Source organism: Arthrobacter sp. Ha26 (genome assembly GCF_059091705.1).
Window position 1 is genome coordinate 661,691 of record NZ_JBNHGX010000001.1, and the last position, 25,865, is coordinate 687,555.

The window sequence follows — 25,865 nt, forward strand, 5'->3', positions numbered from 1 at the left end:
ATTCTTTCCGAGAAACACCACCTACCTGATTAGGTGGTGTTCCCGGCCGCCTTCGTGGTTGATGGACCCGTAAACCTCGATGCCCGCGGCCGCGTCGGTGCACCGCTTCAACAACCGCAGCGCTACAGCCGCGAGAGCTCCGGCACAAAGACCTGCAAGGGGCTCCCGGCTGCCACAAGGGCACGCAGTTCTCCGAGGCCGCCCTCCACCGTTCCGGCCGCTCGGGCCTGCACCAGGACGTTCCCCAATGCCGTGGCTTCCACCGGCCCGGCCACCACTTTCCTGCCCGTGGCATCGGCGGTGAGCTGGCAGAGCAGGCGGTTTTGGGAACCGCCGCCCACCACGTGCACCACATTCACGGACCGGTCAGCGAGCCGTTCGGCGTCGCGGATGGTGCGGGCGTAGCCGGCGGCGAGGCTGTCCATGATGCAGCGGGTGATGGCCGCGGGGTGGTCCGGCAGCACCTCTCCGGTGCGGCGGACTGCGGCGCGGATGCGGTCGGGCATGTTGTCCGGGGCGATGAAGCAGGAATCGTCCGGGTTGATCTGCGGCCCGCCGGCCGGCAGTGCGGCCGCCTCGGCCAGCAGTGCAGTGAGTTCCAGCTGGAACCCTTCCTGTGCCCAGGTCCGCTGGCATTCGCTGAGGAGCCAGAGCCCGCCCATGTTGCGAAGGTAGCGGATGCTGCCGTCCACGCCGCGTTCATTGGTGAAGTTCGCCTCGCGGCTGGCCTCGGTGAGCACCGGATGGTTCAGTTCCAGGCCCACGAGCGACCACGTGCCGGAGGAGATGTAGGCGAAGTCCTCCTCGCCGTCGTCTGCTGTGGCAGGAACCGCGGCGACGGCGGAAGCAGTGTCGTGCGAGCCCACTGCCACTACCCGGGTTTCCTGGGCCAGGCCCACCTGCGCGGCGATCTCCGGCAGGAGCGTGCCCACCGTTTCGCCCGGCTGGACCAGCGGCGGAAACAGATCCTTCCGCAGGCCAAGGGCTGCAAAGAATTCCGTGGCCCACTTCCCCGCCACGGCGTCGAACAGCCCGGTGGTGGAGGCGTTGGTGGCTTCGGTCCGGCGCTGCCCCGTCAGGAGGAACGCGATCAGATCCGGAATCAGGAGGGCCTGCAGCTCGTCCAGGTCCGGCTCGGTGGCGAGCTGGTAGATGGTGTTGAACTGCAGGAACTGCAGTCCGGTGATGGCGTAGAGGCGTGCGGGGTCCAGCTTCCGGTGCACGGGTTCGACGGCGGCGCGGCTGCGGTCATTGCGGTAGCTGAACGGCTGAGCCGTCAGCTTCCCGGCGGCGTTGACCAGGCCGTAGTCCACCGCCCAAGTGTCGATGCCGATGCTGGCCACCCGCTCACCCTGCACGGCGGCGACGGTAGCGGCCGCTGAGAGCCCCTTGAGCACCTCGGCGAACAGGGCGTCGAAGTCCCAGCGAAGGCCGCCGTCGATCTCCACCACGCCATTGGGAAAACGGTGCACAACTTCGAGCTGCACACCGGGTTCCCCGGCGGTACCGCCGTCGGTTTGCCCGCCGGTGATCCGGCCCAGGATGACCCGGCCGGAGGAGGCGCCAATATCGACCGCGGCGAAAACACTGCCGCCGAAGACGTCGGCCGGTGTTCCTGCTGAAACTGCCCCGGCCTGGGCCGGGGCTGTTTCAGTGGCGCGTTCGCGGCTCATCGCAGGAAGGCTGCGGCCACTCCGGCGTCCACGGGGATGTGCAGGCCGGTGGTGTGGGACAGTTCGTTGCTGGTGAGGACAGCGGCTGCGTTGGCCACGTGCTCGGGCAGGACTTCGCGCTTGAGCAGGGTGCGCTGGGCGTAGTACTCGCCCAGTTTCTCCTCGTCCACGCCGTACACGGCGGCGCGCTTGGCGCCCCAGCCGCCGGCGAAGATGCCGGAGCCGCGGACCACGCCGTCGGGGTTGATGCCGTTGACGCGGATGCCGTACTCGCCCAGTTCGGCCGCGAGCAGGCGCACCTGGTGGGCCTGGTCCGCCTTAGTGGCGGAGTAGGCGATGTTGTTGGGGCCGGCGAACACGGAGTTCTTGGAGGAGATGTAGATGATGTCTCCGCCCAGGCCCTGGGCGATCATCACCTTCGCGGCTGCCTTGGCCACCAGGAACGAGCCCTTGGCCATGACGTTATGCTGCAGGTCCCAGTCCTTCTCGGTGGTTTCCAGCAGCGGCTTGGAGATGGACAGGCCGGCGTTGTTGACCACCAGGTCCACGCCGCCGAACGCCAGCACGGCGGCGTCGATGGCGGCGGCGACCTGGGCCTCCTCCGTGACGTCCGCCTGGACGCCGATGGCAACGTCCGGGCCGCCGAGCTCTTCAGCCACCTTTTCGGCGTTCTCCAGGTTCAGGTCCGCGATGACCACGCAGGCGCCTTCCGCGGCGAGACGCGTGGCGATGGCCTTGCCGATGCCCGACGCCGCGCCGGTGACCAGCGCGATGCGCGTGGCGTGCGACTTCGGCTTGGGCATGCGGGCCAGCTTGGCTTCCTCCAGTGCCCAGTACTCAATCCGGAACTTCTCGGATTCCTCGATCGGGGCATAGGTGGAGATCGCTTCGGCGCCGCGCATCACGTTGATCGCGTTGATGTAGAACTCGCCGGCAACCCGGGCGGTCTGCTTGTTCGCGCCGAAGGAGAACATGCCCACGCCGGGGACCAGCACAATGGCCGGGTCCGCGCCGCGCATGGCCGGGATAGCAGGGCCCACGGCCGCAGGGTCCCCTGGCCGAGCTTGCGAGGTTAGGGAGCGGCTGGGGACATGGCGGTCGTAGTAGGCCTGGTAGTCCTCGCGGTAATCGGCGTGCAGTTCGTGCAGGCGGGCGATCGAATCCTCGACGGACGCGTCGGCGGGCAGATCGAGGATCAGCGGCTTGACCTTGGTGCGCAGGAAGTGGTCCGGGCAGGAGGTTCCGAGCGCACCCAGGCGCGGGTGCTCGGCGGCTTCGAGGAAGTCCAGGACGACGGCGTCATCGCTGAAGTGCCCCAGCTGCGGCTTGTCCGTGGAGGCCAAGCCGCGGATCACGGGTGCCAGGGCTGCGGCCTTGGCTTTGCGCTCGGCTTTGGGCAGTGCTGCGTAGCCGGGGAGCTTGGGCCCGAAGGGTTCGGCCTTGCCGTTGTCGCGGATGAACTTTTCGGCCTGCTCGATGATCCACAGCGAGTTCTGCTCTGCTTCTTCGCTGGTGGTACCCCAGGCCGTGATGCCGTGTCCGCCCAGGACGGTGCCGATGGCCTGCGGGTTGGCTTCCTTGATCGCGGCGATGTCCAGGCCCAGCTGGAACCCGGGGCGGCGCCAGGGAACCCAGACCACTTTGTTGCCGAAAATCTTGGTGGTCAGTGCCTCGCCATCCACCGCGGTGGCAATCGCGATGCCGGAGTCGGGGTGCAGGTGGTCCACGTGGGCGGCGTCCACCAGGCCGTGCATGGCGGTGTCGATGGAGGGGGCTGCGCCGCCCTTGCCGTGCAGGCAGTAATCGAAGGCGGCCACCATCTCGTCTTCACGCTCGACACCGGGGTAAACGTTCTTCAGGGCATTCAGCCGGTCCAGGCGCAGCACAGCGAGGTTTTCGGCCTTTAGCGTGCCGAGGTCTCCGCCCGAGCCCTTGACCCAGAGCAGCTGGACGTCCTCGCCGGTTACCGGGTCCCTCTCAGTGCCCTTGGCGGAGGTGTTGCCGCCGGCAAAGTTGGTGTTCCGCTTGTCTGCACCCAGGCGGTTGGAACGGGAAATCAGGTCTTCAACAGTCTTATTGCCTGTGTTCTGCATGTTCATGCTTCTACGCGCCCCATCCGGCTTGCTGGCCGCCCACGCGGTCCTCGTTGATCTTCTTCTGGTAACCGCTGGCCTTGAACGCGGCCAGGGGGTCCGCGGGCAGCCCGCGGGATTCACGCCATTCGGCCAGCACGGGCCGGACGTCGGTGTAGAAAGCATCGTTGAAGATGCCATTCGCAGCCAGGACATCACCCGCGCGCTGGGCTTCGGCCAGGGCGGCGGTGTCCACCAGCAGGGCCCGTGCAGTCATCTCCTGCACGTTCAGGACCGAGCGGATCTGGCCCGGAATCTTCTCTTCCAGGTTGTGGCACTGGTCCAGCATGAGCGCCACGCCGGAATCCTTGCCGTAACCGCCGCCACGGATCACCTCATACATGATGCGGAAAAGCTGGAAGGGATCCGCAGCACCCACGATGAGGTCGTCGTCGGCGTAGAAGCGCGAGTTGAAGTCGAACGAACCCAGCTTGCCCAGGCGCAGCAGCTGCATCACGATGAACTCGATGTTGGTGCCCGGGGCGTGGTGGCCGGTATCCAGGCAGACAAACGCCTTTTCGCCCAGCGCGAGGGTCTGGGCGTAGGAGGTGCCCCAGTCCGGAACATCGGTGTGGTAGAAAGCCGGCTCGAAGAACTTGTACTCCAGCACCAGGCGCTGCTGATCACCCAGGGCCGCGTAGATTTCCTGCAGGGATTCGGCCAGCCGGTCCTGGCGGCCGCGGATGTCATCCTGGCCCGGGTAGTTGGTGCCGTCGGCCAGCCAGATCTTCAGGTCCTTCGACCCCGTGGCGCGCATGATCTGGATGCAGTCCAGGTGGTGCTCGATGGCCCGGCGGCGGACGGCCTCGTTGGAGGAGGTCAGCGAACCGTACTTGTACTCGTCGTCCTGGAAGGTGTTGGAGTTGATGGTACCCAGGCCAACACCCAGGCCGGCCGCATACTCCTTCAGGGCGGCGTAGTCATCCACCTTGTCCCAGGGAATGTGCAGCGCCACGGTGGGGGCAAGGCCGGTCAGTTCGTGAACCTTGGCTGCGTCCGCCAGCTTCTCCTGGACGGTACGCGGGGTGCCGGGGGTGCCGAACACCTTGAACCGCGTACCGGAATTTCCATAAGCCCACGAAGGGACCTCGATGGCAAGCTCCTCGAGCCTACCCAGCGCCGTTGCTACGTCATTCATGGTGGGGGTTCTTTCCGGTGTCTTGTTATCTGGTCTGGATTGTTGTGCCACCAGGGGGTGGGCTCCGGTGGCGGAGCGCCTGGCGTATGTCCCGTTGCCGCTGTCAGCCGGCGGAAGCTGCTGCCGCCAGCTGGCTCTCAAGGTTGAAGACTTCCTCAAGTACCTGGAACCCCTCATCGGGCGCCTGGTCCGTCTTCTCAAAGAGCGTGGCCATTTCAACCTGCCAGCGGGCGTTCACCTTGGCGAGGGCCATGCGGGCCCTGGCCGCGTCGAAGTCGTCGCACTCCAGGTAGCCGATCAGGAGCCCGTCCCCGTCGAGGAAAAGGGAATAGTTGTTCCAGCCGGCCTTCTTGAGGGCGTGGAGCATTTCCGGCCACACGGCGGCGTGCCGCCGCCGGTATTCGTCCATCAGCGCCGGCTGGACCGACGAACGGAAACACACCCTCATTTCAACTCTCCCGAACTCTTGCATCTTTGAATCGTTTCATTGTTACGATTCAAAGTACTCTTGAACGTGAGTAGGTGTCAAGCATTCTGTGGCTGCGTTCTTCAGCGGCAAAGGACGCGCAGGCACTCCGCCCACCAGCACGGAGAATTATGAACCGCACAGCCAGCATCAAGGACGTTGCCAACCATGCCAGCGTGGCGGTGGGCACGGTTTCGAATGTGCTGAACTACCCGGACAGGGTCTCGCAACGGACCAAGGAGCGGGTGCTGCGTGCCATCGACGAGCTGGGCTTCGTCCGCAACGACGCTGCCCGCCAGCTGCGCGCCGGCCACAGCCGCACCATCGGCCTGATCGTCCTGGACGTGGGCAACCCCTTCTTCACCGCCGTGGTGCGGGCGGCCGAGGATGCAGCCGCCTTGCAGGGCAGTGCCGTGCTGCTGGGAGACAGCGGCCATGACGCCAGCCGCGAAGCCAATTACATCGACCTTTTCCAGGAGCAGCGCGTCCAAGGCCTGCTGATCTCACCCGTGGGCGACGTGACTGAGCGCCTGGACCTCCTCCGCGAGCGCGGCGTGCCCACCGTCCTGGTGGACCGGCTGGCGGACGAGGAAAAGTTCAGTTCCGTAGCCGTTGACGACGACGCCGGCGGGTACCTCGCTGCCCGGCACCTGCTGGACACCGGCCGCCGTCGGCTCGCCTTTGTGGGTGGCTCCACCGCCATCCGCCAGGTGGCGGACCGCCTGCAGGGCGCCCGGCGTGCCGTGAAGGAAGAACCGGGCGCCACTCTTGAAGTGCTGGCGTCCGAGGGCATGACGGTCCTCGCCGGACGCAGCGTAGGAGATACCTTGGTGGAGCGGGACCGAGGGGACCTGCCGGACGGGATCTTCTGCGCCAACGATCTTCTGGCGCTGGGAGTCATGCAATCACTGACCATGACGCATACCTTCAGGATTCCGGAGGACATTGCCCTGATCGGTTATGACGATATCGACTTCGCAGTCTCCGCAGTGGTACCGCTGTCCTCAATCCGGCAGCCCACCGGAGCACTGGGCCGCACCGCCATCGAGCTCCTGGCGGAAGAGGTCGAGGCCCAGCATTCCCGGCACCGGGCAGTGATCTTCACTCCAGAACTGGTTGTCCGGCAGAGTACCGGGGCAGCGTCCACGAATTGATCCGCGGCGGGCGCGTTACCCGTCCGCCTGCTGCAGCCACTGCATCGACTCGGCCCTGGACGTGAAGAAGCGGGTGGGGCAGGGCGGGATGTGGACGCCCAGGAAAAAGTTCGCCAGGATCCGGTCCACCGGACTCGCCCCCAGGAGGGCGATCCGGTTCGCGGCGCACGGGATCGAGAACACGCCCCGTGCCGCCCTGGTGACAGATTCGGTGGTGGCCATATCCACCAGCAACGGGTAGCCCTTATCCCCCGCAATGTCGTTGACGGCCGCCATGGCCGCCTTCGCATCCTGCTGTTCTATGCGTACTTTCGGTTCCCAGATAAGGTGGATCACCCCGTCGGAACGCAGCTCCACCGTGCCTTTGCCGCCGTCAACCATTACAGGCTCCATGCCCTGCTCCCCTCCATGTGCAGACTCCCCCATTCTGCTCCTACTTTCACTTTCCGGATCAACATTGGCCCGGCGGCTGTTCCAAGCGCACTCACAGCCTTTCCTCAGAAACCCTAAACCGCAGGCACAGCCCCGGGCAGTAAGAAGGACACATGACATACGGCAAAAGACCCGGACCGGCATTGATTGTCCTCCTGGGCATCGATGGTGCCGGCAAATCCACGGCTGCCAAGGAAGCGGCAGGGCTGCTCCGGGACACACCAGTGCTGGTCCTGGGCAACTATTCCGGGCGGAAAACCATCGCGGGCCTGGGACAGCGCTTCGGTATGTCCTTGCCGGTCCAGGTGGCAGATGTCCTTGAAACCGCTGTTCGGGTGTTCAATGTCCTGCTCAACCACTTGCGGGCCTCACGCTTCGACGGCCTCGTGATCATGGACAGGCACCTGTACTGCCAGCTGGCGCTGCGGGCAGCCCGCGGGATCCGCCGCGGCCGGGCCCTGGCAGGCCTGTTGCGGTTGCTGCCGCAGGCCCGGGCTGTGGTCTATTTCGACATATCCGCCGAGCAGGCGCACCACCGGATCACTTTGCGGGGCGAGGACCAGGAGAACCTCGATGATCTTGAGAAGTTTCGAAAGGGGTATACCGAAATGCCGGGGTTTTCCGGTTTCACGGTGGTGGATGCGAGCGGCACCACCCACAGCAGCGTGAGTCAACTGATGCAGATCCTCCACGCCGTACGGGAACCCGGCGGGGCTCTCACCGAGGTGATGTAGCCCCTGATCCGAATCTCTTGCGGCAAATCCCGCCACTGCTCTTGTGGGCAGGGGGGAGCAGAAGCAAGGATTGGTCATGGAAGACCTGCGGCACACCGCCAGAGCACTGCTGCAGCGGAATGATCTTGGCCTGATCGACTTGTGGATTCTCTACTGGAACCACGGCGGGCACTGCCATCCCTTTGATTTTGATGCTTTTATCCACGACGTGCTGCCCGCTGCGTGGTTCGACCTGGAAGCCCTCCAGGTGGCAGTGGAGGAGTTGTCGCTGGAAGCGATCACGTAAAGGCCGGGGCCCCAAAGCAGGGGCTGGATCCACGGATATGGACCGGGTGCCGGGCAGAGACTGAGGTATCGCCAGCAGCGAGGACCAACCACTCACGGTGCCGCCAAAATACTATCCAGGGCATTACCAGGAACGAGGCCGCATGGCCCAACAACCCGGCGCACAACATGAAAACATGGCCCGGGGTCCACTCCCTGGACGAACTGCAGTACGGCCTCGGCATAGCCCATGCCTGACGGCGATCGGTGAGCTGACTGTGGTCCACGTGCCCGACGTTAGCGCTGGCCCGAATATTGCCGCGCGGTGAAGTTGCGGCGTCCATTGTCGCTTCCGTTGCCCAGGACCCGAAGGTCCTCACGCATTTCGACAGCTGACCGTGACCCAAGCGCTGCCGATTACCTCCCCTCCCCGTTACCTCTTTCGCCTGCTGGGTAGGGATGGAAGATCAGCGTTGCAAGGTAACGGCCAGCATGGACGGGAGCAGCAAATGCAAAATGCAAAGCGGGGACGAAGCCTTCTGGCGGCCGCTGGGAAGGGCGCTGTATGCGGTCTTGCAGGGGTTGCGGTGATGACCGTGGGCGAGAAGGTGGAACAGGTTGCTACCAAGCGGCCCAACTCCTACGTGCCCGCCCGGACACTGCTTACCCTCCTGGGCAAAGGCCCAGGACAGGGGGAGACTCCGTTGATCTGGAACCACGCGATGCATTGGGGCACAGGCGCGCTGCTGGGGGCACTTCGCGGCGTTTGGTCTGCCACGGGGATCCGGGGAGCATTGGCGAACACGAAGCACGCCGGCGTTCGCCTGGCCTTTGACCAGACCCTCGAAAACGCTACCGGCATGGGGGCGCCTCCCTCAACGTGGACACCGCGGGAACAGGTCATTGATGTGCTGCATAAGGGCATCTATTCCATTGCAACCGGCATCGCCGCAGATCGCTGGATCCAGCCCGGACTCGAATCCCGGAAAGGAACCAGCAGCCACTAGGCGGCCGGCTGATGCAGAGGTGCCCACACGACGCAGCTTCCTGGTGAGCGCGCGAGCCTTCTCCGCGGTAGCTGCCCTCTCAGCCTGTTCTGGAGGAAACATGGAGCGTCCACAGGAAACGCGGCTGGGTTTCGCCGCCATTAAGGCAAGGCCGGGACGTGACCCTGGACAGCTCCCTGCGCCTGGGCAGCATGGCCTGGGCATGGACAGTCTCCGGGACACCTTGCTCTCTGTCCCCTCCGGGCTCCAGCCGGGCCAACCAGCCCCGCTGATCCTCCTGCTCCACGGCGCGGGAGGTGAAGCGGCAGGTGGACTGGCGCTGCTTTCCGCCCTTGCCGAAAGCCGAAAAATCCTCCTGGCGGCGCCGTCTTCGCGTGCCTCCACCTGGGACGGGGTCCGGAGCGCATTCGGCCCCGACATCCAGATCATCAATCAAAGCCTGGAACGGATTTTCCAGTTGGTTTACGTTGACCCGGACCGGATAGCGGTGGGCGGCTTTTCGGACGGAGCTTCCTATGCCCTGGGACTGGGGCTGGCGAACGGCGAGCTCTTTTCAAGGGTCATTGCATTCTCCCCGGGGTTTGTCCCGCCTGTGCCGCACGGTGCCAAGCCGTGGCTTTTCGTTTCCCATGGCACTGCCGACGGCGTCCTGCCGATAGACCGTACCAGCCGCCGCTTGGTGCCTGCCCTGCAATCGGAGGGTTATCGCGTCACCTACCGGGAGTTCCAGGGCGGCCATACGGTCCCCGCGGATATTGCCCAGGAGGCTGTGGACTGGCTGGACTGGGCGGGCACCGGCTGAAGGCGTCTGTTGATGGGCCACTGTGGCTGCCTGCCGACGAGGGGTTTTTCCGGTGACGTCATACCGCTGGACTTGCGCACTTCCGTGCTTCACACTTGATACGGGAAAGCGCTTGCCAAGAACGTAAGCGCTGCTAAAAGCGCCCTCTGGGGCGGAACGGAGCACTATGGGAACGCCAGCGGGCACCGCCGCCCGGACTCAAGCCGACGGCATCGACGTCGCGGCGACCACCGCCGTACAGGGGTCACCGCTTTCTACGGCGCGGCCTCGACGAGCGGCGAGGGTGGCGCTGGTAGGTGTTCACGGCTTTGGTACCCATCACCTGCGGAACCTGGAACGCCTCCAGCCTGCCGGCGTCGTCGATCTTGTTGCCGTGGCGGACCCTCATCCCCCTGCGCCCGGCGCCGTCCCGGACACCACGCAGGTTTTCCCGGCGCTGGCTGAACTGCTCGCCGGGACCAGCGGACTGGACGTCGTTATTGTCGCCACCCCCATCCAGACGCACGCTCCGCTGGGCCTGGCAGCCCTGGCCACGGCCGCCGACCTTTACCTGGAAAAGCCGCCTGTGGCCTCCCTGGCGGACTTCGACCGGCTCTGCGACGCCGCTGCCGCCTCCGGCCGAAGCGTACAGATCGGCTTCCAAAGCCTGGGTTCGCACGCACTGAACGCCATTGAAAAGCTCCTCGCCGAGGGAACCATTGGAACGTTGCAGGGCATCTCGGCAACGGGCCGCTGGGTGCGGGACCGGGCCTACTACAAGCGGTCCCGCTGGGCCGGGAAACGCTCCATCGATGGCGTGGATGTGGTGGACGGCGTGGCCACGAATCCGCTGGCCCATGCGGTGGCGACGGCGTTGAGGATAGCCGGAGCACGTACCACGGCGGACCTTGCGTCCCTTGAAACCGAGCTGTATCGTGCCAACGACATCGAGTCCGATGACACCTCGGTGATCCGGATCCGCACCAGCGCGGGCCTGCCCATCACGTGTGCTTTGACGCTGTGCGCCACGGAGTCCGTGGAACCCTACGTGACCCTCCAGGGCTCCGAAGGAACAGCGGTGTTCCATTACACGGAGGACCGCCTCGCCGTGGAAACGGCAACTGGACGTTCCGAGGAAATTTTCGGCCGGGACGACCTTACCGAGAATCTCTTGGCGCACCGCAACAATGGCGAGCCGCTTCTCAGCCCGCTCCTGGACAGCGGCGCTTTTATGCTGGTGCTGGAGGCCATCCGGACCGCTCCGCTGCCCGCTCCCATTGATGGCGGGTACGTCCAGTGGGAGGGCGGGGACGACGCAGCGCACGCTGTGGTCAGCGGTATCGAAGAAGCGCTGGAACGTGCCGCCGCGCAGCATGCCACCTTCAGCGAGTTGGGCCTGCCCTGGGCCAGGACTGCCCCGACCGTCTTCAGCCTGCCCGTTTCCTGAAGGGGACCAAGTGGCGGCATTAGTGGGGTCACGCCTGCCGTGCACGCCTCCGGTTCAGCCAGAGCAGCAAACCGATAACGGCGGCGGACAGCATTCCCCCGGCGCCCGTGGCCACAAGGCCCAGCCGCACCCCGAACTGCTCAGTTAGCCAGCCTGCCAGCAAGCCGCCCATGGCGTGTCCGCCCAGCAGGAGCGGGAGGTAGAGGGCCATCACCCTGCCGCGGATTTCGGGCCCTGCCTCAAGCTGGACGGCGGTTGCCGCGCTGGTCAGGAACAGCAGGGTCATCAGGCCCACCACCACCAGCATCACGGTAAAGAGGATGAGGTTTGGCATCAGGGCAGCCACCAGCTGCGACAGACCGAAGAGGCCGGCCGCCAGCACAATCCCCTTCCGTCCCAGCGTCCGGAGGCGGGCGGCCAGCAGCGCCCCCGTGAGGGCTCCAATGGCACTGACTGTGTTGAACAGGCCAAAGCCTTCAACACCGTTATGCCAGACGCGTTCGGCAAAAGCTGCCAGCACCACGGGTCCGTTCATCCCGAACATGCCAAGCAGCCCCGCAAGTGCGATAACCAGCAGCAGGGAGGGGCGGTCCTTGACGTACCGGAACCCGGCCAGCAGTTGGCCCCGCCCCCGCACGGCCGGGGTGCTGGGGTACAGCTCAGCGGGCCTGATTGCGGCGATCATGCACAGGACCAGTACGCACAACAGCGAATTCGCGGCGAATGCTGCCGCTGAGCCCGCCTGGGCAATGACTACTCCGCCGACAGCGGGTCCAGCCATCGCCCCCAACTGGCCGATCGCGTTGTTAAGGCCAATGGCAGGCCGGAGGGCAGCGTCTCCCACCACTTCGTTGACGAACACCTGGCTGGCGGGCTGATTGATGGCTGACGTCACCCCCAGCGCCATGCAGCTGGCATAGACGGCCGAGACGGTAATGGTCCCGCTCGCCGCCCAGGCCGCCAAGCCCATGGCGAGCAGGGCGATGACGGCCTGGCAGACCAGCATGATCCGGCGCTTGGGAAAGAGGTCCACCAGCAGGCCGCTGAGCGGGCCCACCACCAGCATTGGCAGGAATTGCAGGGCAACGGCCACACCCACCGCGGCGGGGCTGCCGGTCAACTGCAGCACCAGCCAGTCCTGGGCCAGGCGCTGCATCCACACCCCCACACCGCCGGTGAACACCAGCGCCAGGAAGAGCCGGTAATTGCGCTGCTTCAGTGGCTGGTACCACGGCGGCTGGTTCTGTGAAGGACGGAGGGACTGCTCGGAACGCTGGCGGTCGGAAGACACGTCGGACTCAACTCAATAGTGACGGACAAAACCAGGAGATTCAGGCGGGGTTGGAGCGCACTTTGACGGCCGCCGCGGCCAGGATCAAGGTGCCGGGGACCACTACGAACAGGGCGGCGAGCATCCACACGAACACAACGCCCCCGAAGAGCGCGGCCACCAGCAGGAGGGATCCTGTCCAGTCCCGCACGGACACGGCTTGGCCGGTTTCGAGTGCGGAGCGCCAGGCACCGCCCGCGTCCGGACGGGAGCCCGCTCCGGAGCCTGCGGCGTCGGGGCGAGTGACGTCAGACCAGGCCGCGGTGGTGCGTAGGAGCAGGACGGCGCCCGCCGCAGCCAGCACCAGGGTGGCGGGCAGCACGACGTCCCGGCCGGGAAGCTGCCCTACCCAGGCGAGCAAAAGGTTAAGGACAATCACGACGGCGGCTGCCGCCGTCGTGATCCCCAGCTTCCAGCTGCCCGGCAGGGCAGCCTTGAACGTCCCCCAGAGGCTGCGGACGGAATCGTCGCGGCCGGAAAGGTGGCGTTCCAAATGGGCGATCCCCGCCGCATAGGCGGCGGGGATCGTGACCAGCGGAATGGACAGCACCAGCACCAGCACGCCGGCCAGGAGGGTCTCGGAGAACAGCGCAAAGCGGTTGACCGGTACGGGTTCGTGGTGGTTGGGGGCGGGGGTGGTGCTGTCCATGACGCTCATTTTCTATCGGTCCGGCGCTTAGCCCTTGAGGCCCTGGGTGGAAACGCCTTCGACGATGTAGCGCTGGAAGACCAGGAAGAAGATCAGTACGGGGAGCAGGGCCAGGACGGACATGGCGATCATGGCGCCGTAGTCCGAGCTTTGCGTCTGGTCCACGAAGAGGCGCAGGGCCAGCGGCAGAGGGTATTTTTCCGGAGTGTTCAGGTACAGCAGCGGGCCAAGGAAGTCGTTCCAGCTCCAGATGAAGGAGAAGATCGAGGTGGAGATCAGGGCAGGCTTCATCAGCGGCAGCATGATGGAGGTGAAGATACGGACGTGGCCGGCGCCGTCGATCCTTGCCGCCTCATCCAGCTCACCCGGCAGGTTGCGCATGAACTGGACCATCAGGAACACGAAGAACGCATCGGCCGCGAGGAACTTGCCGATCAGCAGCGGCACATACGTGTCCACCAGGCCCAACTGCTGGAACACGATGTACTGCGGGATGATCACCACATGGAACGGCAGCAGCAGGGTGGCGATCATCATGCCGAAGAACATGCTGCGGCCGGGGAACTTGATCCGTGCGAACGCGTACGCGGATACGCTGGCCGAGAGGATGGTTCCCACTACGGCGCCGATGGCCAGGATCAGGGAGTTGGTGAAGAACTGGAGGGTGGATACGCCGCCGATGCCGTCCATCGCCGTGACGAAGTTGTCGAAGCTGAAGTTGTTGGACCACAGCGAGGTGTTCCCGCCACCGATCTCGGCGTTTGGTTTGAAGGACGAGGCGATCATCCACAGGCCCGGGTACAGGACAACGGCCGTGAGCGCGAGCGCCACCACGTGGAAGATGGCACTCTTGGTCCGCTTTGCGCCAACCGATTCGGACTTGGGGTTGTAGTGCGGCACCTGTGCGTCCGGCGTGGACTGGGTGGGGGTTGCCATGGTTGTCATTTTGCATCACCGCTGTAGTGGACCCAGGACTTGGACGTGCGGAAGAAGATCAGGGTAATGATGCCCACCACGACCACCAGCAGCCAGGCCATCGCCGAGGCGTAGCCCATCCGGAAGTCGCTGAAGCCCCGCAGGTACAGGTAGAGGGTGTAGAAGAGGGTGGAGCCGGCCGGGCCGCCTTCACCGTTGGAGATGATGTAGGCCGAGGCGAAGATCTGGAACGCGTGGATGGTTTCCATCAGCAGGTTGAAGAAGATCACCGGAGAGAGCATGGGCCAGGTGATGTTGAAGAACTTCCGCACCGGGCCGGCACCGTCCATGGAGGCAGCTTCGTAGAGATCGTTCGGGATCTGCTTCAGGCCGGCCAGGAAGATCACCATCGGGGCGCCGAACTGCCAGACCGTCAGCAGGATGAACATCGGCATGGTCATGGCCGGGTTGCCCACCCAGCCGCCCAGGTTGATTCCGAAGAAGGACAGGCCCTGGTCCACCGGACCGGAATCACCGAACATGGCCTTCCAGACGATGGCGATGGACACGGACGCGCCGATCAGGGACGGCGCGTAGAACGCCGAGCGGTAGAACCCCTGGCCGCGGCGCTTGCTGTTCAGCAGCATGGCCACCGCGAGGGCCGCGGCGAGCTTCAGCGGGGTACCGAAGACCACATAGCCCACGGTCACGCCTACAGACTGCAGGAACCGTTCGTCCTGGAAAAGGGAGGTGTAGTTGTCCAGGCCGATCCACTTGGGCGCATCGAACAGGTTGTAGTTGGTGAAAGACAGATAGAGCGAGGAAATCATTGGCCCGACAGTGAGGGCGATGAATCCCAGCAGCCAGGGCAGCAGGAAAGTGTAGCCGGCGCGGGCGTCCGCCCCGCGCTGCTTCGACTTGCGAAGCTGCGCGGGAGCGGATGGCGTGGAACGCCTGCTCAGTGTTGGGCTTTGAGTCACGAGTTCATTCCGTCAGTTGTGGACGTCTTGGTCAGAGTGCCTGATCAGGCGTTCTGCTTGATGAGGTCTTCGGCTTCCTTGAACCATGCGTCGGCTGCGCCGTCGACGGTCAGCTTGCCGTAGTTCAAATCCGAGGCGACGCGCTTGAAGGAAGCTTCGAGGGTGCCGAAACCGACGATGGGCGGCTCGGGAGCGTCCTTGAGGTACTTCTCGATGGACTTTTCGTAGTCCACCACGAGCTTGTCCGTACCTTCGAAGGTGGTGCCGTCACGCTGGGTCTTGGACGCCGGAACACCGCGGGAGGTCTTGAAGATCTGGCCCACCTCGGGATCGTTGACCATGAAGTCGATGAAGCGGGCGGCAGCGTCCTTGTACTTGGTCTTGGCGCTGGCCACCATCAGCATGGACGGCTTCAGGAACAGGCCCAGGTTGTCCTGGTCATCCGACGGAACCGGAACCAGCTTCAGTTCCTTGGCACCGCTGTCCGCGAGATAACCGGCCATGAAGTTGTCCCAGGTGACTTCCGTGGCGGTGACGTTGGAACCGAACGGGGACTTGGGGGCGAGCTGGGTGACGCGCTCTTCGGAGACGATGGCAGGGGTGCCGCGCAACGGGGCTACCTGGTTCCACCACTTCTTCAGGTCGTCCTTGGAGAAGCCGAGCTTGCCGTCTTCCGTGAACGCCTCGATGTCGTTCTGGCGGAGCCAGATGTTGAACATCCACCAGACTCCCGTGTAGTCCGTGCCGCCGAAGAGGGTGCCGTTGCTCTTGGTGCCCACCTCAGTGAGGAACTCGTTGAATTCCTTGTAGTTCCAGGAGCCTTCCGGTTCCGCTATGCCCAACGAGGCGAGCTTCGCGGGGTCGTAGTAGACGGCGAAGGCGTTGGTGCTGGTGGGGATGCCGTACTGCTTGCCCTTGATCTGGCCGGAGGGCAGGAGCGACTTCTCAAAGGCATCAGTGTTGATCTTGAGTGCGCCAAGGTCCAGGAGCTGGTTGCGCTGGCCGTAATCGCGCAGGTAGGAGAGGTCCCACTGCATGACGTCCGGCAGGCCGCCGCCGGCTGCCTCGGTGGCGCGCTTCTGCCAGTAGCCGGCGAAGTCGGTGAAGTTGCCGTTGACCTTGATGTCCGGGTTCTTCGATTCGAACAGGGCGATGGCCTTGCGCGTACGCTCAGCGCGGTCATCGTTGCCCCACCAGGTGTAGTTGATGGTGACCGGCTTCTCGGCGGAGCCCGTTTCTCCGGAGGAGCTGGCGCCAGTTCCACAGGCTGCCAGAGCTGCGGCAGATGCGGTGCCGACGGCTACGGTGGTGAGGAAATGCCTTCTGTTGATCATGGGAGCCTCCTTGCTCGATGTGTGCAGTCCCTTTGCCCGACCCAGGTGAGAAGTGAGCTGGCTTACACGGCTTCTGAAACGATACAATATCTGCATTCCCAGGAATGGGCAAGCGTTTTCCAACGACCAGCTTTCGAGCCTCGTCCGTTTTTCCAGCAGACAGTTTCCCAGCAGACAAAGGAGTCCCATGACTTTGCAGGAACCCTCCCGGCCAGCCAGCGTCTGGAACAACATTGAAGGCATTGCCTATGGCGGCGACTACAACCCGGAACAGTGGCCCGTCAGCGTCCGGCTCGAGGACCTGGAGCTGATGAAGGAAGCCGGTGTCAGCTTCCTCAGCGTGGGAATCTTCTCCTGGGCACTGCTGGAGCCTGCCGAGGGGAACTACGACTTTGGCTGGCTGGACGAGGTGATGGACAACCTTGCCGGAATCGGTGTCAAGGTTGCCCTCGCTACCGCCACCGCCGCTCCCCCTGCGTGGCTGGTACGGAAGCATCCGGAAATCCTGCCGGTCACGGCTGACGGAACCGTACTGGGACCGGGGTCGCGGCGCCACTACTCGCCGTCGTCGGCCGTCTACCGCCGTTACGCCACGGGAATCACCCGCGCACTGGCGGAACGGTACAAGGACCACCCGGCCCTGGCACTTTGGCATGTGGACAACGAACTGGGCTGCCATGTCTCGGAGTTCTACGGTGAGGAGGATGCGGCCGCCTTTCGTGCCTGGCTGGAGCGCCGGTACGGCAGCATCGAGGCCCTGAACGCATCCTGGGGTACTGCCTTTTGGTCCCAGAACTACAGCTCGTTCGAAGAGATCCTGCCGCCTGCCGTCGCCCCGTCCACGCTGAACCCGGGCCAGCAGCTGGACTTCCAGCGCTTCAACTCCTGGGCGCTGATGGACTATTACCACGAACTCGTTGCCGTCCTGCGCGAAGTGACCCCGGACGTACCGTGCACCACCAATCTGATGGCATCCAGCGCCACCAAATCCATGGACTACTTCGACTGGGCCAAGGACCTGGACGTCATCGCGAATGACCACTACCTGGTGGCTGCGGATCCGGAGCGGCACATCGAACTCGCGTTCAGCGCGGACCTCACCCGCGGCATCGCGGGAGGCGACCCGTGGATCCTGATGGAACATTCGACGTCGGCCGTCAACTGGCAGCCGCGCAACCAGCCGAAGATGCCGGGCGAAATGCTCCGCAACTCGCTGGCACATGTTGCCCGCGGCGCCGATGCCGTGATGTTTTTCCAGTGGCGGCAAAGCTTCGCCGGCTCGGAGAAGTTCCACTCGGCCATGGTGCCCCATGGCGGACGGGACAGCCGGGTGTGGCGCGAGGTGGTGGATCTGGGGGCGGCCCTGAAGCGGCTGGCTCCGGTCCGGGGCTCCCGGGTGGAATCACGGGTTGCCATCGTGTTCGACTACGAAGCCTGGTGGGCAAGCGAAATCGACTCCAAGCCGAGCATAGACGTGAAGTACCTGGACCTGCTGCGGGCCTTCCATCGGTCGTTGTTCCTGCGGGGCGTATCGGTGGATATGGTGCATCCCTCTGCATCCCTGGATGGGTACGACCTCGTCCTGGTGTGCACGCTTTACTTGGTGACGGATGAGGCCGCGGCCAAAATTGCCGCTGCCGCTGCCGCCGGGGCCACCGTTCTGGTGAGCTACTTCAGCGGGATCGTGGATGAGAAGGACCACATACGGCTGGGCGGCTACCCAGGCGCTTTCCGTGATCTGCTGGGCGTGCGGGTGGAGGAGTTCCACCCCCTGCTGGCGGGTACGCAGCTGAAGCTGAGCGACGGCACGGTGTCCTCTGTCTGGAGCGAGCACGTTCACCTTGCCGGCGCGGAAGCCGTGCAGACGTTTACGGAATATCCGCTTGAGGGCGTTCCGTCGTTAACCCGGCGTGCCGTGGGCTCCGGTGCAGCCTGGTACCTGGCCACGTTCCCTGATCCGGAGGGCATCGAGTCCGTTGTGGACCGGCTGTTGGAAGAGTCCGGGGCTGCGCCCGTTGCGGCTGCCGATCCGGGTGTGGAGCTGACGCGCCGCCGTTCCGGTGACGGCCGCACCTTCCTTTTCGCGATCAATCATTCGCGGTCTTCCGGGACGGTCCGGGCCTCCGGTGTTGACCTGCTCTCCGGTGAGCGGTTTGACGACGGTACGGTTCCTGCCGGCGGCGTTGTGGTGATCGCGGAGGACTGACCGCAACAGCGGCGTTGTGGTGATCGCGGAGGACTGACCGCAACAGTTATCCACATAGGAGGGTTGGCAGTCATGTTCTGCCGGCGGCCTTTGGGAGAGTTGACCTATGGAGGATATTGGGTATCAGCTCGCAGAGTTCGGCGGCTCCACCGCCGCGCCTGCGCTGGTTCCTGGTGGCTCCTTAGTCGCTGATTCTGCAATACAGCCCGGGACGACTTCGCGCGCTTCTCGGTTTGCTGACCTTGGCGGCAGAATTGTCCGACCCCCACACCAAAATGGGGTTATGGAAGCCATTGGGGAACGGCCTGAGCAGTTCGGCGGTAGCGTCGTGGTGCTCGGTGGGGCTGGGGTTCCCACCTTGCCGGCACCCTCGGGCTGCAAAAGTCCGGCAGCGGTCAGTTCCGGTTCTTTTGCCGTTTCCGGCCCGTACGCACGCGCTGACTACGACGACCGCACCCCGCTTAGTCCCGGCTGGCCCCTCCAGGCTGTACCCACCGAGCCCATGCACGATGACGACACCACGCCAGCGGCGCCCACCGAGCCTGCTTCAGCACTCGCGGGGCCCGTGGCAGGGCCGGCGCCGGCGGATTCCTTGGGTGCCGGGGGGCCGCTGGGTCTGGCGGAGCTCGGCAGGCTCGTGGCGCAGGCCGCTGCTGCCGCGCCGTCCATGCTTGCCGGGGCCAGCTACGTTGAAGCCGCCACCTACGCTGCTGGAGTGGAGGATCTCTCCCGGACTGCCGAGTATCTGCAGGTCCTGTCCGCCGGGGCCGTGGACCGGACCCGGACCGAGGCCATCGCCGCCGCGGACGCCGCGCGGGCCAGCCGCTCCCGCGCGGGCAAGGGCTGGGTTACCGGCTGGGACAACGGGGGCGAGACTCTGGACGAAACAGATGCCAACTGGCCCGGCCCACCAGCAGCACCCAGTTCAAGCAGCCCCGACGAATCCACCGATTCCGGGAGTGGGGCTGGGTCTGGGAGTCAGGACCGTGTCGTGACCTCACCGGCGGATGACGGCTGCGCCAACACCGCCGAGTTCCTCCGGCTCCTGCTGCGGATCGGCAAAAGCGAAGCCAACCGCCGTCTCGCTTTGGCAAGAGACATCCTGCCCACCCCAACGCTCACCGGCGACAGCATCCCCGCACCCCGCGAACACCTCGCCGCCGCCCTCACACCCACATCCGCCAACAACAGCGCCGGCGCCGAAGACCCGGCAGTGGCCCAGGCCCCGGACGCCCCGGTAGCGTCGTCCCGCGCTGGGACCATCATCGCCCTGACCCTGAACCGGCTCCAACACCTCACCACACCCGAGAAACTGTCCCTGATCGAAGAAAACCTCACCGCCACCGCAGCGGCATCAGATCCGGACTTCCTCACCCGCGTCGCCCGCCGCTGGGCCGACACCATCGACGCCGACGGCACCGAACCCAGCGAAGAAGCCCTCCGCCACAGCCAAGGCGCCTTCATCCGCAAACCCCGCCACGGACTCCACCACCTCGAAATCTTCGCCACCACCGACCAATACGAACACCTCCTCACCGTCATGAACACAGCCACCAACCCCCGCACCACCACAGCCACCGGCCCGGACCTGGACCGGCGCACCCGCCCGCAAAAACAACTCGACGGACTCGTCGACGCCGCCAAAGTAGCCCTTGCCACCAACGCCCTGCCCGCCACCGGTGGCAACCGCCCCCAGATCATCGCCACCATCAACTACCAAGACCTCCTCCCCCACCACCCCGGCACCGCCACCCGTGCCAATACCCGAGACACCGGCAACGGCAACAGCAACCCCGGAGGCACCCGCACAGGCACAGGTTCTGCAGTGAATAGCCCCGAGGGCAACAGTTCCTTACCCGGCACGGGCAACGGCATGGGCACCGGCGCCGTCAGCAACCGAACCAACACCACGGCCACAGGCGCCAGCAACGGCACCGGCACCGGCAATTTTGTGTTCACCGGGCCCGTCGCCGCCGCCACCCTGCGCAAAATCGCCTGCGACACCGACATCATCCCCGCCATCCTCGGCACCGACGGCGAACTCCTGGACCTCGGCCGCAAAACCCGGCTCTTCAGCCCAGCCCAACGCACCGCCCTCATCGCCCGCGACCAAGGCTGCGCCTTCCCCAACTGCACCATCCCCGCCCCCTGGTGCGAAGCCCACCACATCACCTACTGGTCCCACGGCGGACACACCACACCGGACAACGGCGTCCTGCTCTGCAGCGGCCACCACCACCTCATCCACAAAGAACAATGGACCATCACCACCACCAACGGCACCCCCTGGTTCACACCCCCAAAACACCTCGACCCCCACCAAAAACCCCAACAAAACCACTACTTCAAACCACCCCCACCACCAACACCCCCCCGAATAGACCACGGGACCACATTGTCGGCCCGAAAAATCCCCATAAACGAGCAGAAAGCCCCACAAACAGCTCCGCCCCGGAAGGAACCTAAAGGTTCCCGCCGGGACGGAGCTGCCACCCGCCGTCGGACGTTCTGGGCGGAGGAGGCGGCCACCCAAGTTGTCCAGAGCCGTGTTGGCGGCGTGAAGACTGGCTGTCTTTGAAACTGAAACTAGCTGCTGATGGCGGACTTCATCTCGTCGTGCGCCTTCTTGCCTGCGTCCTCCGTGGAAAGCCTCTCGAAGAGGACCTCGGAGGTATAGCGCTTGATGATTTCCTGGATGGCGCCTGCGCCCTTCGGCGGCGGGGCCGGGGCCTCACCGAGCTCGTCCTTGATCTGGTCGATGAACTTGACCACCTTGACGTCGGACGGGGTCAGCTTGGATTCGATGGCTGCACGGACTTCCGAGTTGGGGTAGACGCCGCGGTCGGCCAGGAGGGCCTCGCCGGCCTTGACGTTGTTGGCCAGGAAGTTGATGAACTTGGCGGTTTCCTCAGGGTGCTTGGTGCGCGAAGAGGCCGACCAGAACTGGGATGCCTTGTACCAAAGCCCCGCATCGTCTGCCGAACCCGTCTTGGTGGGGAACCGCAGGATCTTCAGGTCACCGCCGGATGCCTTTTCCAGCGCAGGAGCCTGGTTGGACCACCAGAAAGCCATGCCGTTTTTGCCGGTGGCGAGTCCACTCTGGTCCAGCGGCGCGGCCTCGGCCTCTACCACCTCGGACGCGGTCGGAACTGCCTTCTTTTCGCTGAGCTCCTTCAGGAACGCCCACCATTCGGCGATGTCGCCCGGCTCAAAGCCCAGCTTGCCGTCCGAGGTGTACAGGGACTTGCCGTTCTGGCGGAGCCAAACGCCCAATGACGCTTCATCGGTTCCATAGGCGGCCGCCCCATAGGTGCCCTTAGGGGACTTGGCCGTGATGTCAGCGGCAATCCGCTCGAAGTCCTGCCAGGTCCACTTCGAATCGTCCGGCAGTGGTACGCCTGCAGCCTCAAACACCTTGGGGTTCGCCAGGATAGTCGCTGCGTTGATGCCGGCTGCGATACCCGTCAGGCCGTCTTCGCCCTTGCCCGCGTTGAGGGCGGCCTCGTCGAGCTTGGAAGTGTCGATGTCGTACTTGGAAAGGTCAAGAAGCGCGCCGCGGCTGGAGTATTCCGTGATGTACTTTTCATCCATCTGGATGATATCGGGGGCGTCGTTGGCGGCGACCTGTGTGGCCAGCTTGTCCCAATAACCGCTCCAGTCGCCGAATTCCGGCTTGACCTTGATATTGGGGTTTTCAGCCTCGAACTGCTTGATGGCTTCCTGGGTCAGCTGCGCGCGCTTGTCGCCGCCCCACCAGGAGAACCGCAGTTCAACCGGACCGTCGGCGCTTTGCTGGCCGGCTCCCCCGCCGCAGGCACTGAGGCTCAAGGCCATAACGACGGCGGCCGCTGCAGCTGCAACGCCGGTCTTACGTATGGGGCGGCGTCCGCCGGTGGAGGATGTTGCTGCCGGCTGCTGGGTAGCAGCGGAGGCAGAGCGGGAAAAAAGCGGCACTGGTACTCCGATCTTCTTTGATCATGGTGCTTGGATGCGAATGGGGAAAGGATTCAGGACTGAAAGGGCAGAAACGGGAAACCGGTTTCTGGAATGCAATACTACAAGTCTGCAACTTGTATCACAAGATCTGGCGGCAACACTTTTGGAAGCAGAAGCGGCCCATCTGTGGGCGGGCCGCTTCCAGGCTGGCAGCCGATCCCATCAGGGGAGGTGGAACCGGACCAGTTGCTGCGGCTACTTGATGCCGGTGGTGGCGATGCCCTTGATGAGGAACCGCTGGCCGAAGAGGAAGACCAGGAACACCGGCAAGAGGGAAACGATGGACATTGCGAACAACGATCCCCAGCTCGTGGCCGACTGTGAGTCGACAAAGGCCCGGAGTGCTACCGGAACAGTAAACATGTCCGGGTCCGTCAGGTAGATCAGGGCGCCGAAGAAGTCGTTCCAGGTCCAGATGAACGTGAAGATGGTGGTGGTGGCCAGCGCAGGGACCATCAGCGGCAGGATGACCCGCAGGAAGATACGCGGGTGGCCTGCGCCGTCGATCCTCGCGGCCTCGTCCAGTTCCCGGGGAATGCCGCGGATGAACTGGACCATCAGGAACACGAAGAACGCATCCGTGGCGAGCAGCTTGGGTACCAGGAGCGGCCAGAACGTATTCACCCAGCCGATCTGCGAGAACAGGATGTACTGCGGCACGATGACCACGTGGAACGGCAGCATGATGGTCAGCAGCATGATGCCGAAAAACAGTTTTTTGCCGGTGAACTGCAGCCGCGCGAAGGCGTAGGCGGCCATCGAGCAGGAAATGAGGTTGCCCAGGATGGAGCCGATCACCACGATGGCCGAGTTGAGCATGTAGTGGCCGAAAGGGTGGGTCAGGGCGGACCAGCCGGACGTGTAGTTGCCCATTTCCAGGCTGTTCAGCCACAGGCCCGGCTCGCGGAAGATCAGCTCGTTGGGCCGCAGCGAGGAAACCACCATCCACAGCAGCGGGTAGATCATCAGCCCGCCGGCCAGGATCAGGATCGCATGCTTGATAAGGGCTTTTGTCCGCTGCGAACGGCTGAAAGCCAGGGTGCCGCGGGACTCCCGGACTTTGGGCTTGCGGTGGTTCGTAGGCGTGCCGGCGCCGGGTGACTTTTTGTCCGGGGCGGGCAGCTCAAGCTTAGTCGTCATAGAAAACCCAATACTTAGAAGCGATGAAATTGATAGCGGTGAAGACGCCGATGATCAGCAGCAGGACCCACGCCATTGCGGACGCGTAGCCCATGTCGAACTGGCCGAAGCCCTTTTGGTACAGGTACAGGGTGAAGAACATCGTGGAGTCCGAGGGCCCGCCGTTACCGCCGGAAACAATGAACGCCTGCGTGAACGACTGGAACGAACCGATGATCTGGAGCACCAGGTTGAAGAAGATGATGGGGCTCAGCATCGGCAGGGTGATCCTCCAGAACTGCTGGAGCGTGGTGGCACCGTCAACCTTGGCCGCCTCGTAGTACATGTTCGGGATCTGCCGCAGGCCGGCCAGGAAGATGATCATGGGAGCGCCAAAGGTCCAGACGTGCAGCAGGATGATCGAGCCGAGCGCGGTGCTGGGGTCCGAGATCCACCCCGGCCCCTGGATGCCGAACATCGCCAGGACCTGGTTGACCAGGCCGGTGGTGCCGAAGATCTGCTTCCACAGGATGGCCACGGCTACCGAACCGCCCAGAAGGGAGGGCAGGTAGAACACGGACCGGTAGAACGGCAATCCCCGCAACCCCTTGTCCAGGACAAGTGCGATCAGCAGAGCCACTGCGAGCTGGAGCGGAACACCGACAAACACGTAGGTGAAGGTCACCCGCAGCGAGTTGTGCAGCCGGGCGTCGCTGAGCATCCGGGTGAAGTTCTCCAGTCCCGTCCATTCCGGCGGCTGGAGCAGGTTGTAGTCCGTGAAGGACAGGTAGAGGGACATCAGCATGGGGCCGATGGTGATGGCCACCAGGCCAACCAGCCACGGCAGCAGGAAGATGTAGGCGGCCTTATTGTCCCGGCCGTTCGCCTTCTTCTCCTCAGCGGTGGCCTTGCCCTTCCGCCGGGAGATGGAGCTGAGTTCGCTGATGGCGCTCATTGCATCAACCCCGTTCCGGTCAAGTGCTCCGCTGCAGCCGGCATTCCTGCCGGGCGCGGCGCCCTGGGTATGTGCTTAGCGGCCATGTGGTCTCCTTTGGTCATCGTGGCCTCCACGTGTTGGTTGTCGCCGGAGTGATCGAGGACGCCCACCTCCCCCGCCAGGCCTCCAAGTGAAGGTGGCATTGGATTGATGATCGTCTTGCGCGCCACCCTTGGGCGGTGGCGGATGAGAATGCTGCTCCGTACCAAAGTAAACGGTTTCTTGACTCTTGTATAGCCCTTTGTTAGCTTTTGAGAAAGCGCTTTCCATCCTAGGCGGTTATGTCACCCTGGTTCACCAACTGAGAGGCAGGACAATGCGGTTTGGTCTCGAGATATCGTCAATGGCAGCAGCCGGCGCTTCAGCAGCGCTGGCGCTGGTTCTCACCGGCTGCGGCGGAAATCCCGAAGCCGGCAAGGTAGGAACCGTGGGTTGGGCCAGGGCAAGCAAGGCATGAAGATCTCTTGGAGCAACCGGATGAACTCCTACTCGGGTTCGCCGCTGGTCATGATGAAGCTGCCCAACGAGAGCAAGCAGCCCGGTTCCTGGTTGCGGTCCTCGATGGAATACGCCATCTCCGCCAAGTTTGCGCACCCCAAGGAAGCGGCGCAGTTCATCAACTACCTGGTGAACAACGTTGACGCCGCCACCAAGATCAAGAGCGACCGGGGCATGCCCGCCAAAACCGAACTCAAGGCCGCCATCACCCCCCTCATGAAGGAATCCCAGCAGAAGGAAGCGGCATACCTGGACCGTCTCGCCACGATGGACATCGACCCGCCGCTGCCGTTCCCCGCTGGATCCTCCGCCTCCATGGAGGTCCTCAACAGGTTCAACACCGATGTATTGTTCGGGAAGATCTCCCTGCGGGACGCCGCCCCAGGCTTCATCCAAGAGGTCAACTCGAACCTGGGCTACTCCAGGGATGATTCTGGTGTCACCATACCCATCCCGTATCACCAGGCGAACCGGAGGCAAGCCCGTGAACCGTAAGGCCGGACCTAATCCTGATGTTGCGTTCAGCAGTGCTGGTGGCCTGACTCCCGATGCCCGGCTGGGCCCTGATGCCGGGCTGAGCAGTCGTGGGGAACTGCGTCAGGACGGTGGCCCG

The 25,865-nt window shown here is 64.4% G+C and carries 22 protein-coding genes; 9 read left to right on the top strand and 13 right to left on the bottom strand.

The genetic code is table 11. The features are described 5' to 3' along the window. Positions 1-122 precede the first annotated feature (122 nt). The 4 genes from AC5RVY_RS03175 to AC5RVY_RS03190 all read right to left on the bottom strand — a co-directional run bounded on the left by AC5RVY_RS03175 (position 123) and on the right by AC5RVY_RS03190 (position 5,391). On the bottom strand, positions 123-1,673 hold the full coding sequence (locus tag AC5RVY_RS03175; RefSeq protein WP_493953238.1) for a rhamnulokinase: 1,551 nt from the start codon (positions 1,671-1,673) through the stop codon (positions 123-125). Further along, a complete protein-coding gene (locus tag AC5RVY_RS03180; RefSeq protein ID WP_493953239.1) occupies positions 1,670-3,772 on the bottom strand; it encodes a bifunctional aldolase/short-chain dehydrogenase in 2,103 nt (700 codons plus the stop codon). The genes AC5RVY_RS03175 and AC5RVY_RS03180 overlap by 4 nt, the downstream gene beginning before the upstream one ends. A 4-nt stretch (positions 3,773-3,776) precedes the next feature. Then, positions 3,777-4,943, bottom strand: a complete 1,167-nt coding sequence (gene rhaI / locus AC5RVY_RS03185; RefSeq protein WP_493953240.1) for an L-rhamnose isomerase — start codon at positions 4,941-4,943, stop codon at positions 3,777-3,779. Positions 4,944-5,046: 103 nt separating this feature from the next. Beyond that, positions 5,047-5,391, bottom strand: a complete 345-nt coding sequence (locus AC5RVY_RS03190) for an L-rhamnose mutarotase (protein ID WP_493953241.1) — start codon at positions 5,389-5,391, stop codon at positions 5,047-5,049. Between the two features lie 149 nt (positions 5,392-5,540). Between AC5RVY_RS03190 and AC5RVY_RS03195 the strand changes: the two genes are divergently transcribed. After that, a complete protein-coding gene (locus AC5RVY_RS03195; RefSeq protein ID WP_493953242.1) occupies positions 5,541-6,563 on the top strand; it encodes a LacI family DNA-binding transcriptional regulator in 1,023 nt (340 codons plus the stop codon). 15 nt (positions 6,564-6,578) lie between these two features. Here AC5RVY_RS03195 and AC5RVY_RS03200 read toward each other — a convergent pair whose 3' ends face one another. Beyond that, positions 6,579-6,956 (bottom strand): DUF7793 family protein, encoded by a 378-nt coding sequence (locus AC5RVY_RS03200; RefSeq protein ID WP_493953243.1) that lies wholly within the window; start codon positions 6,954-6,956, stop codon positions 6,579-6,581. 152 nt (positions 6,957-7,108) lie between these two features. Between AC5RVY_RS03200 and AC5RVY_RS03205 the strand changes: the two genes are divergently transcribed. From AC5RVY_RS03205 to AC5RVY_RS03225, 5 genes are all read left to right on the top strand, one after another. Further along, positions 7,109-7,729 carry a nucleoside/nucleotide kinase family protein gene (locus AC5RVY_RS03205; protein ID WP_493953244.1) on the top strand — a complete coding sequence of 207 codons (621 nt, stop codon included), beginning with the start codon at positions 7,109-7,111 and terminating at the stop codon, positions 7,727-7,729. A 76-nt stretch (positions 7,730-7,805) separates the two neighbouring features. Beyond that, positions 7,806-8,015 (top strand): hypothetical protein, encoded by a 210-nt coding sequence (locus tag AC5RVY_RS03210; RefSeq protein WP_493953245.1) that lies wholly within the window; start codon positions 7,806-7,808, stop codon positions 8,013-8,015. A 568-nt stretch (positions 8,016-8,583) separates the two neighbouring features. Then, complete coding sequence (locus AC5RVY_RS03215; RefSeq protein WP_493953246.1) at positions 8,584-9,000, top strand: hypothetical protein; 417 nt, start codon at positions 8,584-8,586, stop codon at positions 8,998-9,000. A gap of 202 nt (positions 9,001-9,202) precedes the next feature. Further along, positions 9,203-9,802, top strand: coding sequence for an alpha/beta hydrolase (locus AC5RVY_RS03220; protein ID WP_493953247.1), 600 nt, complete (start codon positions 9,203-9,205; stop codon positions 9,800-9,802). Between the two features lie 166 nt (positions 9,803-9,968). After that, on the top strand, positions 9,969-11,228 hold the full coding sequence (locus AC5RVY_RS03225) for a Gfo/Idh/MocA family protein (RefSeq protein ID WP_493953248.1): 1,260 nt from the start codon (positions 9,969-9,971) through the stop codon (positions 11,226-11,228). A 28-nt stretch (positions 11,229-11,256) separates the two neighbouring features. Here the strand turns inward: AC5RVY_RS03225 and AC5RVY_RS03230 are convergent, their stop codons facing one another. Genes AC5RVY_RS03230 through AC5RVY_RS03250 form a run of 5 tightly spaced genes read right to left on the bottom strand, consistent with a single transcriptional unit; the run spans position 11,257 to position 16,436 of the window. Beyond that, positions 11,257-12,519, bottom strand: a complete 1,263-nt coding sequence (locus AC5RVY_RS03230; protein ID WP_493953249.1) for an MFS transporter — start codon at positions 12,517-12,519, stop codon at positions 11,257-11,259. Between the two features lie 40 nt (positions 12,520-12,559). Then, entirely contained in the window at positions 12,560-13,216 is a 657-nt protein-coding gene (locus AC5RVY_RS03235; protein ID WP_493953250.1) for a Poxvirus protein I5, read from the bottom strand. An 18-nt stretch (positions 13,217-13,234) separates the two neighbouring features. Then, complete coding sequence (locus AC5RVY_RS03240; protein ID WP_493953251.1) at positions 13,235-14,152, bottom strand: carbohydrate ABC transporter permease; 918 nt, start codon at positions 14,150-14,152, stop codon at positions 13,235-13,237. Further along, positions 14,149-15,102 (bottom strand): carbohydrate ABC transporter permease, encoded by a 954-nt coding sequence (locus AC5RVY_RS03245; RefSeq protein WP_493953252.1) that lies wholly within the window; start codon positions 15,100-15,102, stop codon positions 14,149-14,151. The genes AC5RVY_RS03240 and AC5RVY_RS03245 overlap by 4 nt, the downstream gene beginning before the upstream one ends. A gap of 44 nt (positions 15,103-15,146) precedes the next feature. Next, complete coding sequence (locus AC5RVY_RS03250) at positions 15,147-16,436, bottom strand: ABC transporter substrate-binding protein (protein WP_493953253.1); 1,290 nt, start codon at positions 16,434-16,436, stop codon at positions 15,147-15,149. A gap of 187 nt (positions 16,437-16,623) precedes the next feature. On the opposite strand from AC5RVY_RS03250, the gene AC5RVY_RS03255 reads away from it, so the two are divergent. Next, entirely contained in the window at positions 16,624-18,642 is a 2,019-nt protein-coding gene (locus AC5RVY_RS03255; protein ID WP_493953254.1) for a beta-galactosidase, read from the top strand. A 283-nt stretch (positions 18,643-18,925) separates the two neighbouring features. After that, positions 18,926-21,220 (top strand): DUF222 domain-containing protein, encoded by a 2,295-nt coding sequence (locus AC5RVY_RS03260; RefSeq protein WP_493953255.1) that lies wholly within the window; start codon positions 18,926-18,928, stop codon positions 21,218-21,220. Between the two features lie 8 nt (positions 21,221-21,228). Here AC5RVY_RS03260 and AC5RVY_RS03265 read toward each other — a convergent pair whose 3' ends face one another. The 3 genes from AC5RVY_RS03265 to AC5RVY_RS03275 form a co-directional block, all read right to left on the bottom strand. After that, entirely contained in the window at positions 21,229-22,596 is a 1,368-nt protein-coding gene (locus AC5RVY_RS03265; RefSeq protein WP_493953256.1) for an ABC transporter substrate-binding protein, read from the bottom strand. A 237-nt stretch (positions 22,597-22,833) separates the two neighbouring features. Next, complete coding sequence (locus tag AC5RVY_RS03270; protein WP_493953257.1) at positions 22,834-23,778, bottom strand: carbohydrate ABC transporter permease; 945 nt, start codon at positions 23,776-23,778, stop codon at positions 22,834-22,836. Beyond that, positions 23,768-24,712 (bottom strand): carbohydrate ABC transporter permease, encoded by a 945-nt coding sequence (locus tag AC5RVY_RS03275; RefSeq protein ID WP_493953258.1) that lies wholly within the window; start codon positions 24,710-24,712, stop codon positions 23,768-23,770. Before AC5RVY_RS03275 ends, AC5RVY_RS03270 begins: the two co-directional genes overlap by 11 nt. Before the next feature lie 495 nt (positions 24,713-25,207). On the opposite strand from AC5RVY_RS03275, the gene AC5RVY_RS03280 reads away from it, so the two are divergent. Beyond that, positions 25,208-25,747 (top strand): hypothetical protein, encoded by a 540-nt coding sequence (locus tag AC5RVY_RS03280; protein ID WP_493953259.1) that lies wholly within the window; start codon positions 25,208-25,210, stop codon positions 25,745-25,747. Positions 25,748-25,865: the final 118 nt, after the last annotated feature.

Coding starts and splice junctions, on each gene's coding strand:
- AC5RVY_RS03175 (WP_493953238.1), bottom strand. CDS start 1,673: ATGAGCCGCGAACGCGCCACTGAAACAGCCCCGGCCCAGGCCGGGGCA.
- AC5RVY_RS03180 (WP_493953239.1), bottom strand. CDS start 3,772: ATGAACATGCAGAACACAGGCAATAAGACTGTTGAAGACCTGATTTCC.
- rhaI (WP_493953240.1), bottom strand. CDS start 4,943: ATGAATGACGTAGCAACGGCGCTGGGTAGGCTCGAGGAGCTTGCCATC.
- AC5RVY_RS03190 (WP_493953241.1), bottom strand. CDS start 5,391: ATGAGGGTGTGTTTCCGTTCGTCGGTCCAGCCGGCGCTGATGGACGAA.
- AC5RVY_RS03195 (WP_493953242.1), top strand. CDS start 5,541: ATGAACCGCACAGCCAGCATCAAGGACGTTGCCAACCATGCCAGCGTG.
- AC5RVY_RS03200 (WP_493953243.1), bottom strand. CDS start 6,956: ATGGAGCCTGTAATGGTTGACGGCGGCAAAGGCACGGTGGAGCTGCGT.
- AC5RVY_RS03205 (WP_493953244.1), top strand. CDS start 7,109: ATGACATACGGCAAAAGACCCGGACCGGCATTGATTGTCCTCCTGGGC.
- AC5RVY_RS03210 (WP_493953245.1), top strand. CDS start 7,806: ATGGAAGACCTGCGGCACACCGCCAGAGCACTGCTGCAGCGGAATGAT.
- AC5RVY_RS03215 (WP_493953246.1), top strand. CDS start 8,584: ATGACCGTGGGCGAGAAGGTGGAACAGGTTGCTACCAAGCGGCCCAAC.
- AC5RVY_RS03220 (WP_493953247.1), top strand. CDS start 9,203: ATGGACAGTCTCCGGGACACCTTGCTCTCTGTCCCCTCCGGGCTCCAG.
- AC5RVY_RS03225 (WP_493953248.1), top strand. CDS start 9,969: ATGGGAACGCCAGCGGGCACCGCCGCCCGGACTCAAGCCGACGGCATC.
- AC5RVY_RS03235 (WP_493953250.1), bottom strand. CDS start 13,216: ATGAGCGTCATGGACAGCACCACCCCCGCCCCCAACCACCACGAACCC.
- AC5RVY_RS03240 (WP_493953251.1), bottom strand. CDS start 14,152: ATGACAACCATGGCAACCCCCACCCAGTCCACGCCGGACGCACAGGTG.
- AC5RVY_RS03250 (WP_493953253.1), bottom strand. CDS start 16,436: ATGATCAACAGAAGGCATTTCCTCACCACCGTAGCCGTCGGCACCGCA.
- AC5RVY_RS03255 (WP_493953254.1), top strand. CDS start 16,624: ATGACTTTGCAGGAACCCTCCCGGCCAGCCAGCGTCTGGAACAACATT.
- AC5RVY_RS03260 (WP_493953255.1), top strand. CDS start 18,926: ATGGAAGCCATTGGGGAACGGCCTGAGCAGTTCGGCGGTAGCGTCGTG.
- AC5RVY_RS03270 (WP_493953257.1), bottom strand. CDS start 23,778: ATGACGACTAAGCTTGAGCTGCCCGCCCCGGACAAAAAGTCACCCGGC.
- AC5RVY_RS03275 (WP_493953258.1), bottom strand. CDS start 24,712: ATGAGCGCCATCAGCGAACTCAGCTCCATCTCCCGGCGGAAGGGCAAG.
- AC5RVY_RS03280 (WP_493953259.1), top strand. CDS start 25,208: ATGAAGATCTCTTGGAGCAACCGGATGAACTCCTACTCGGGTTCGCCG.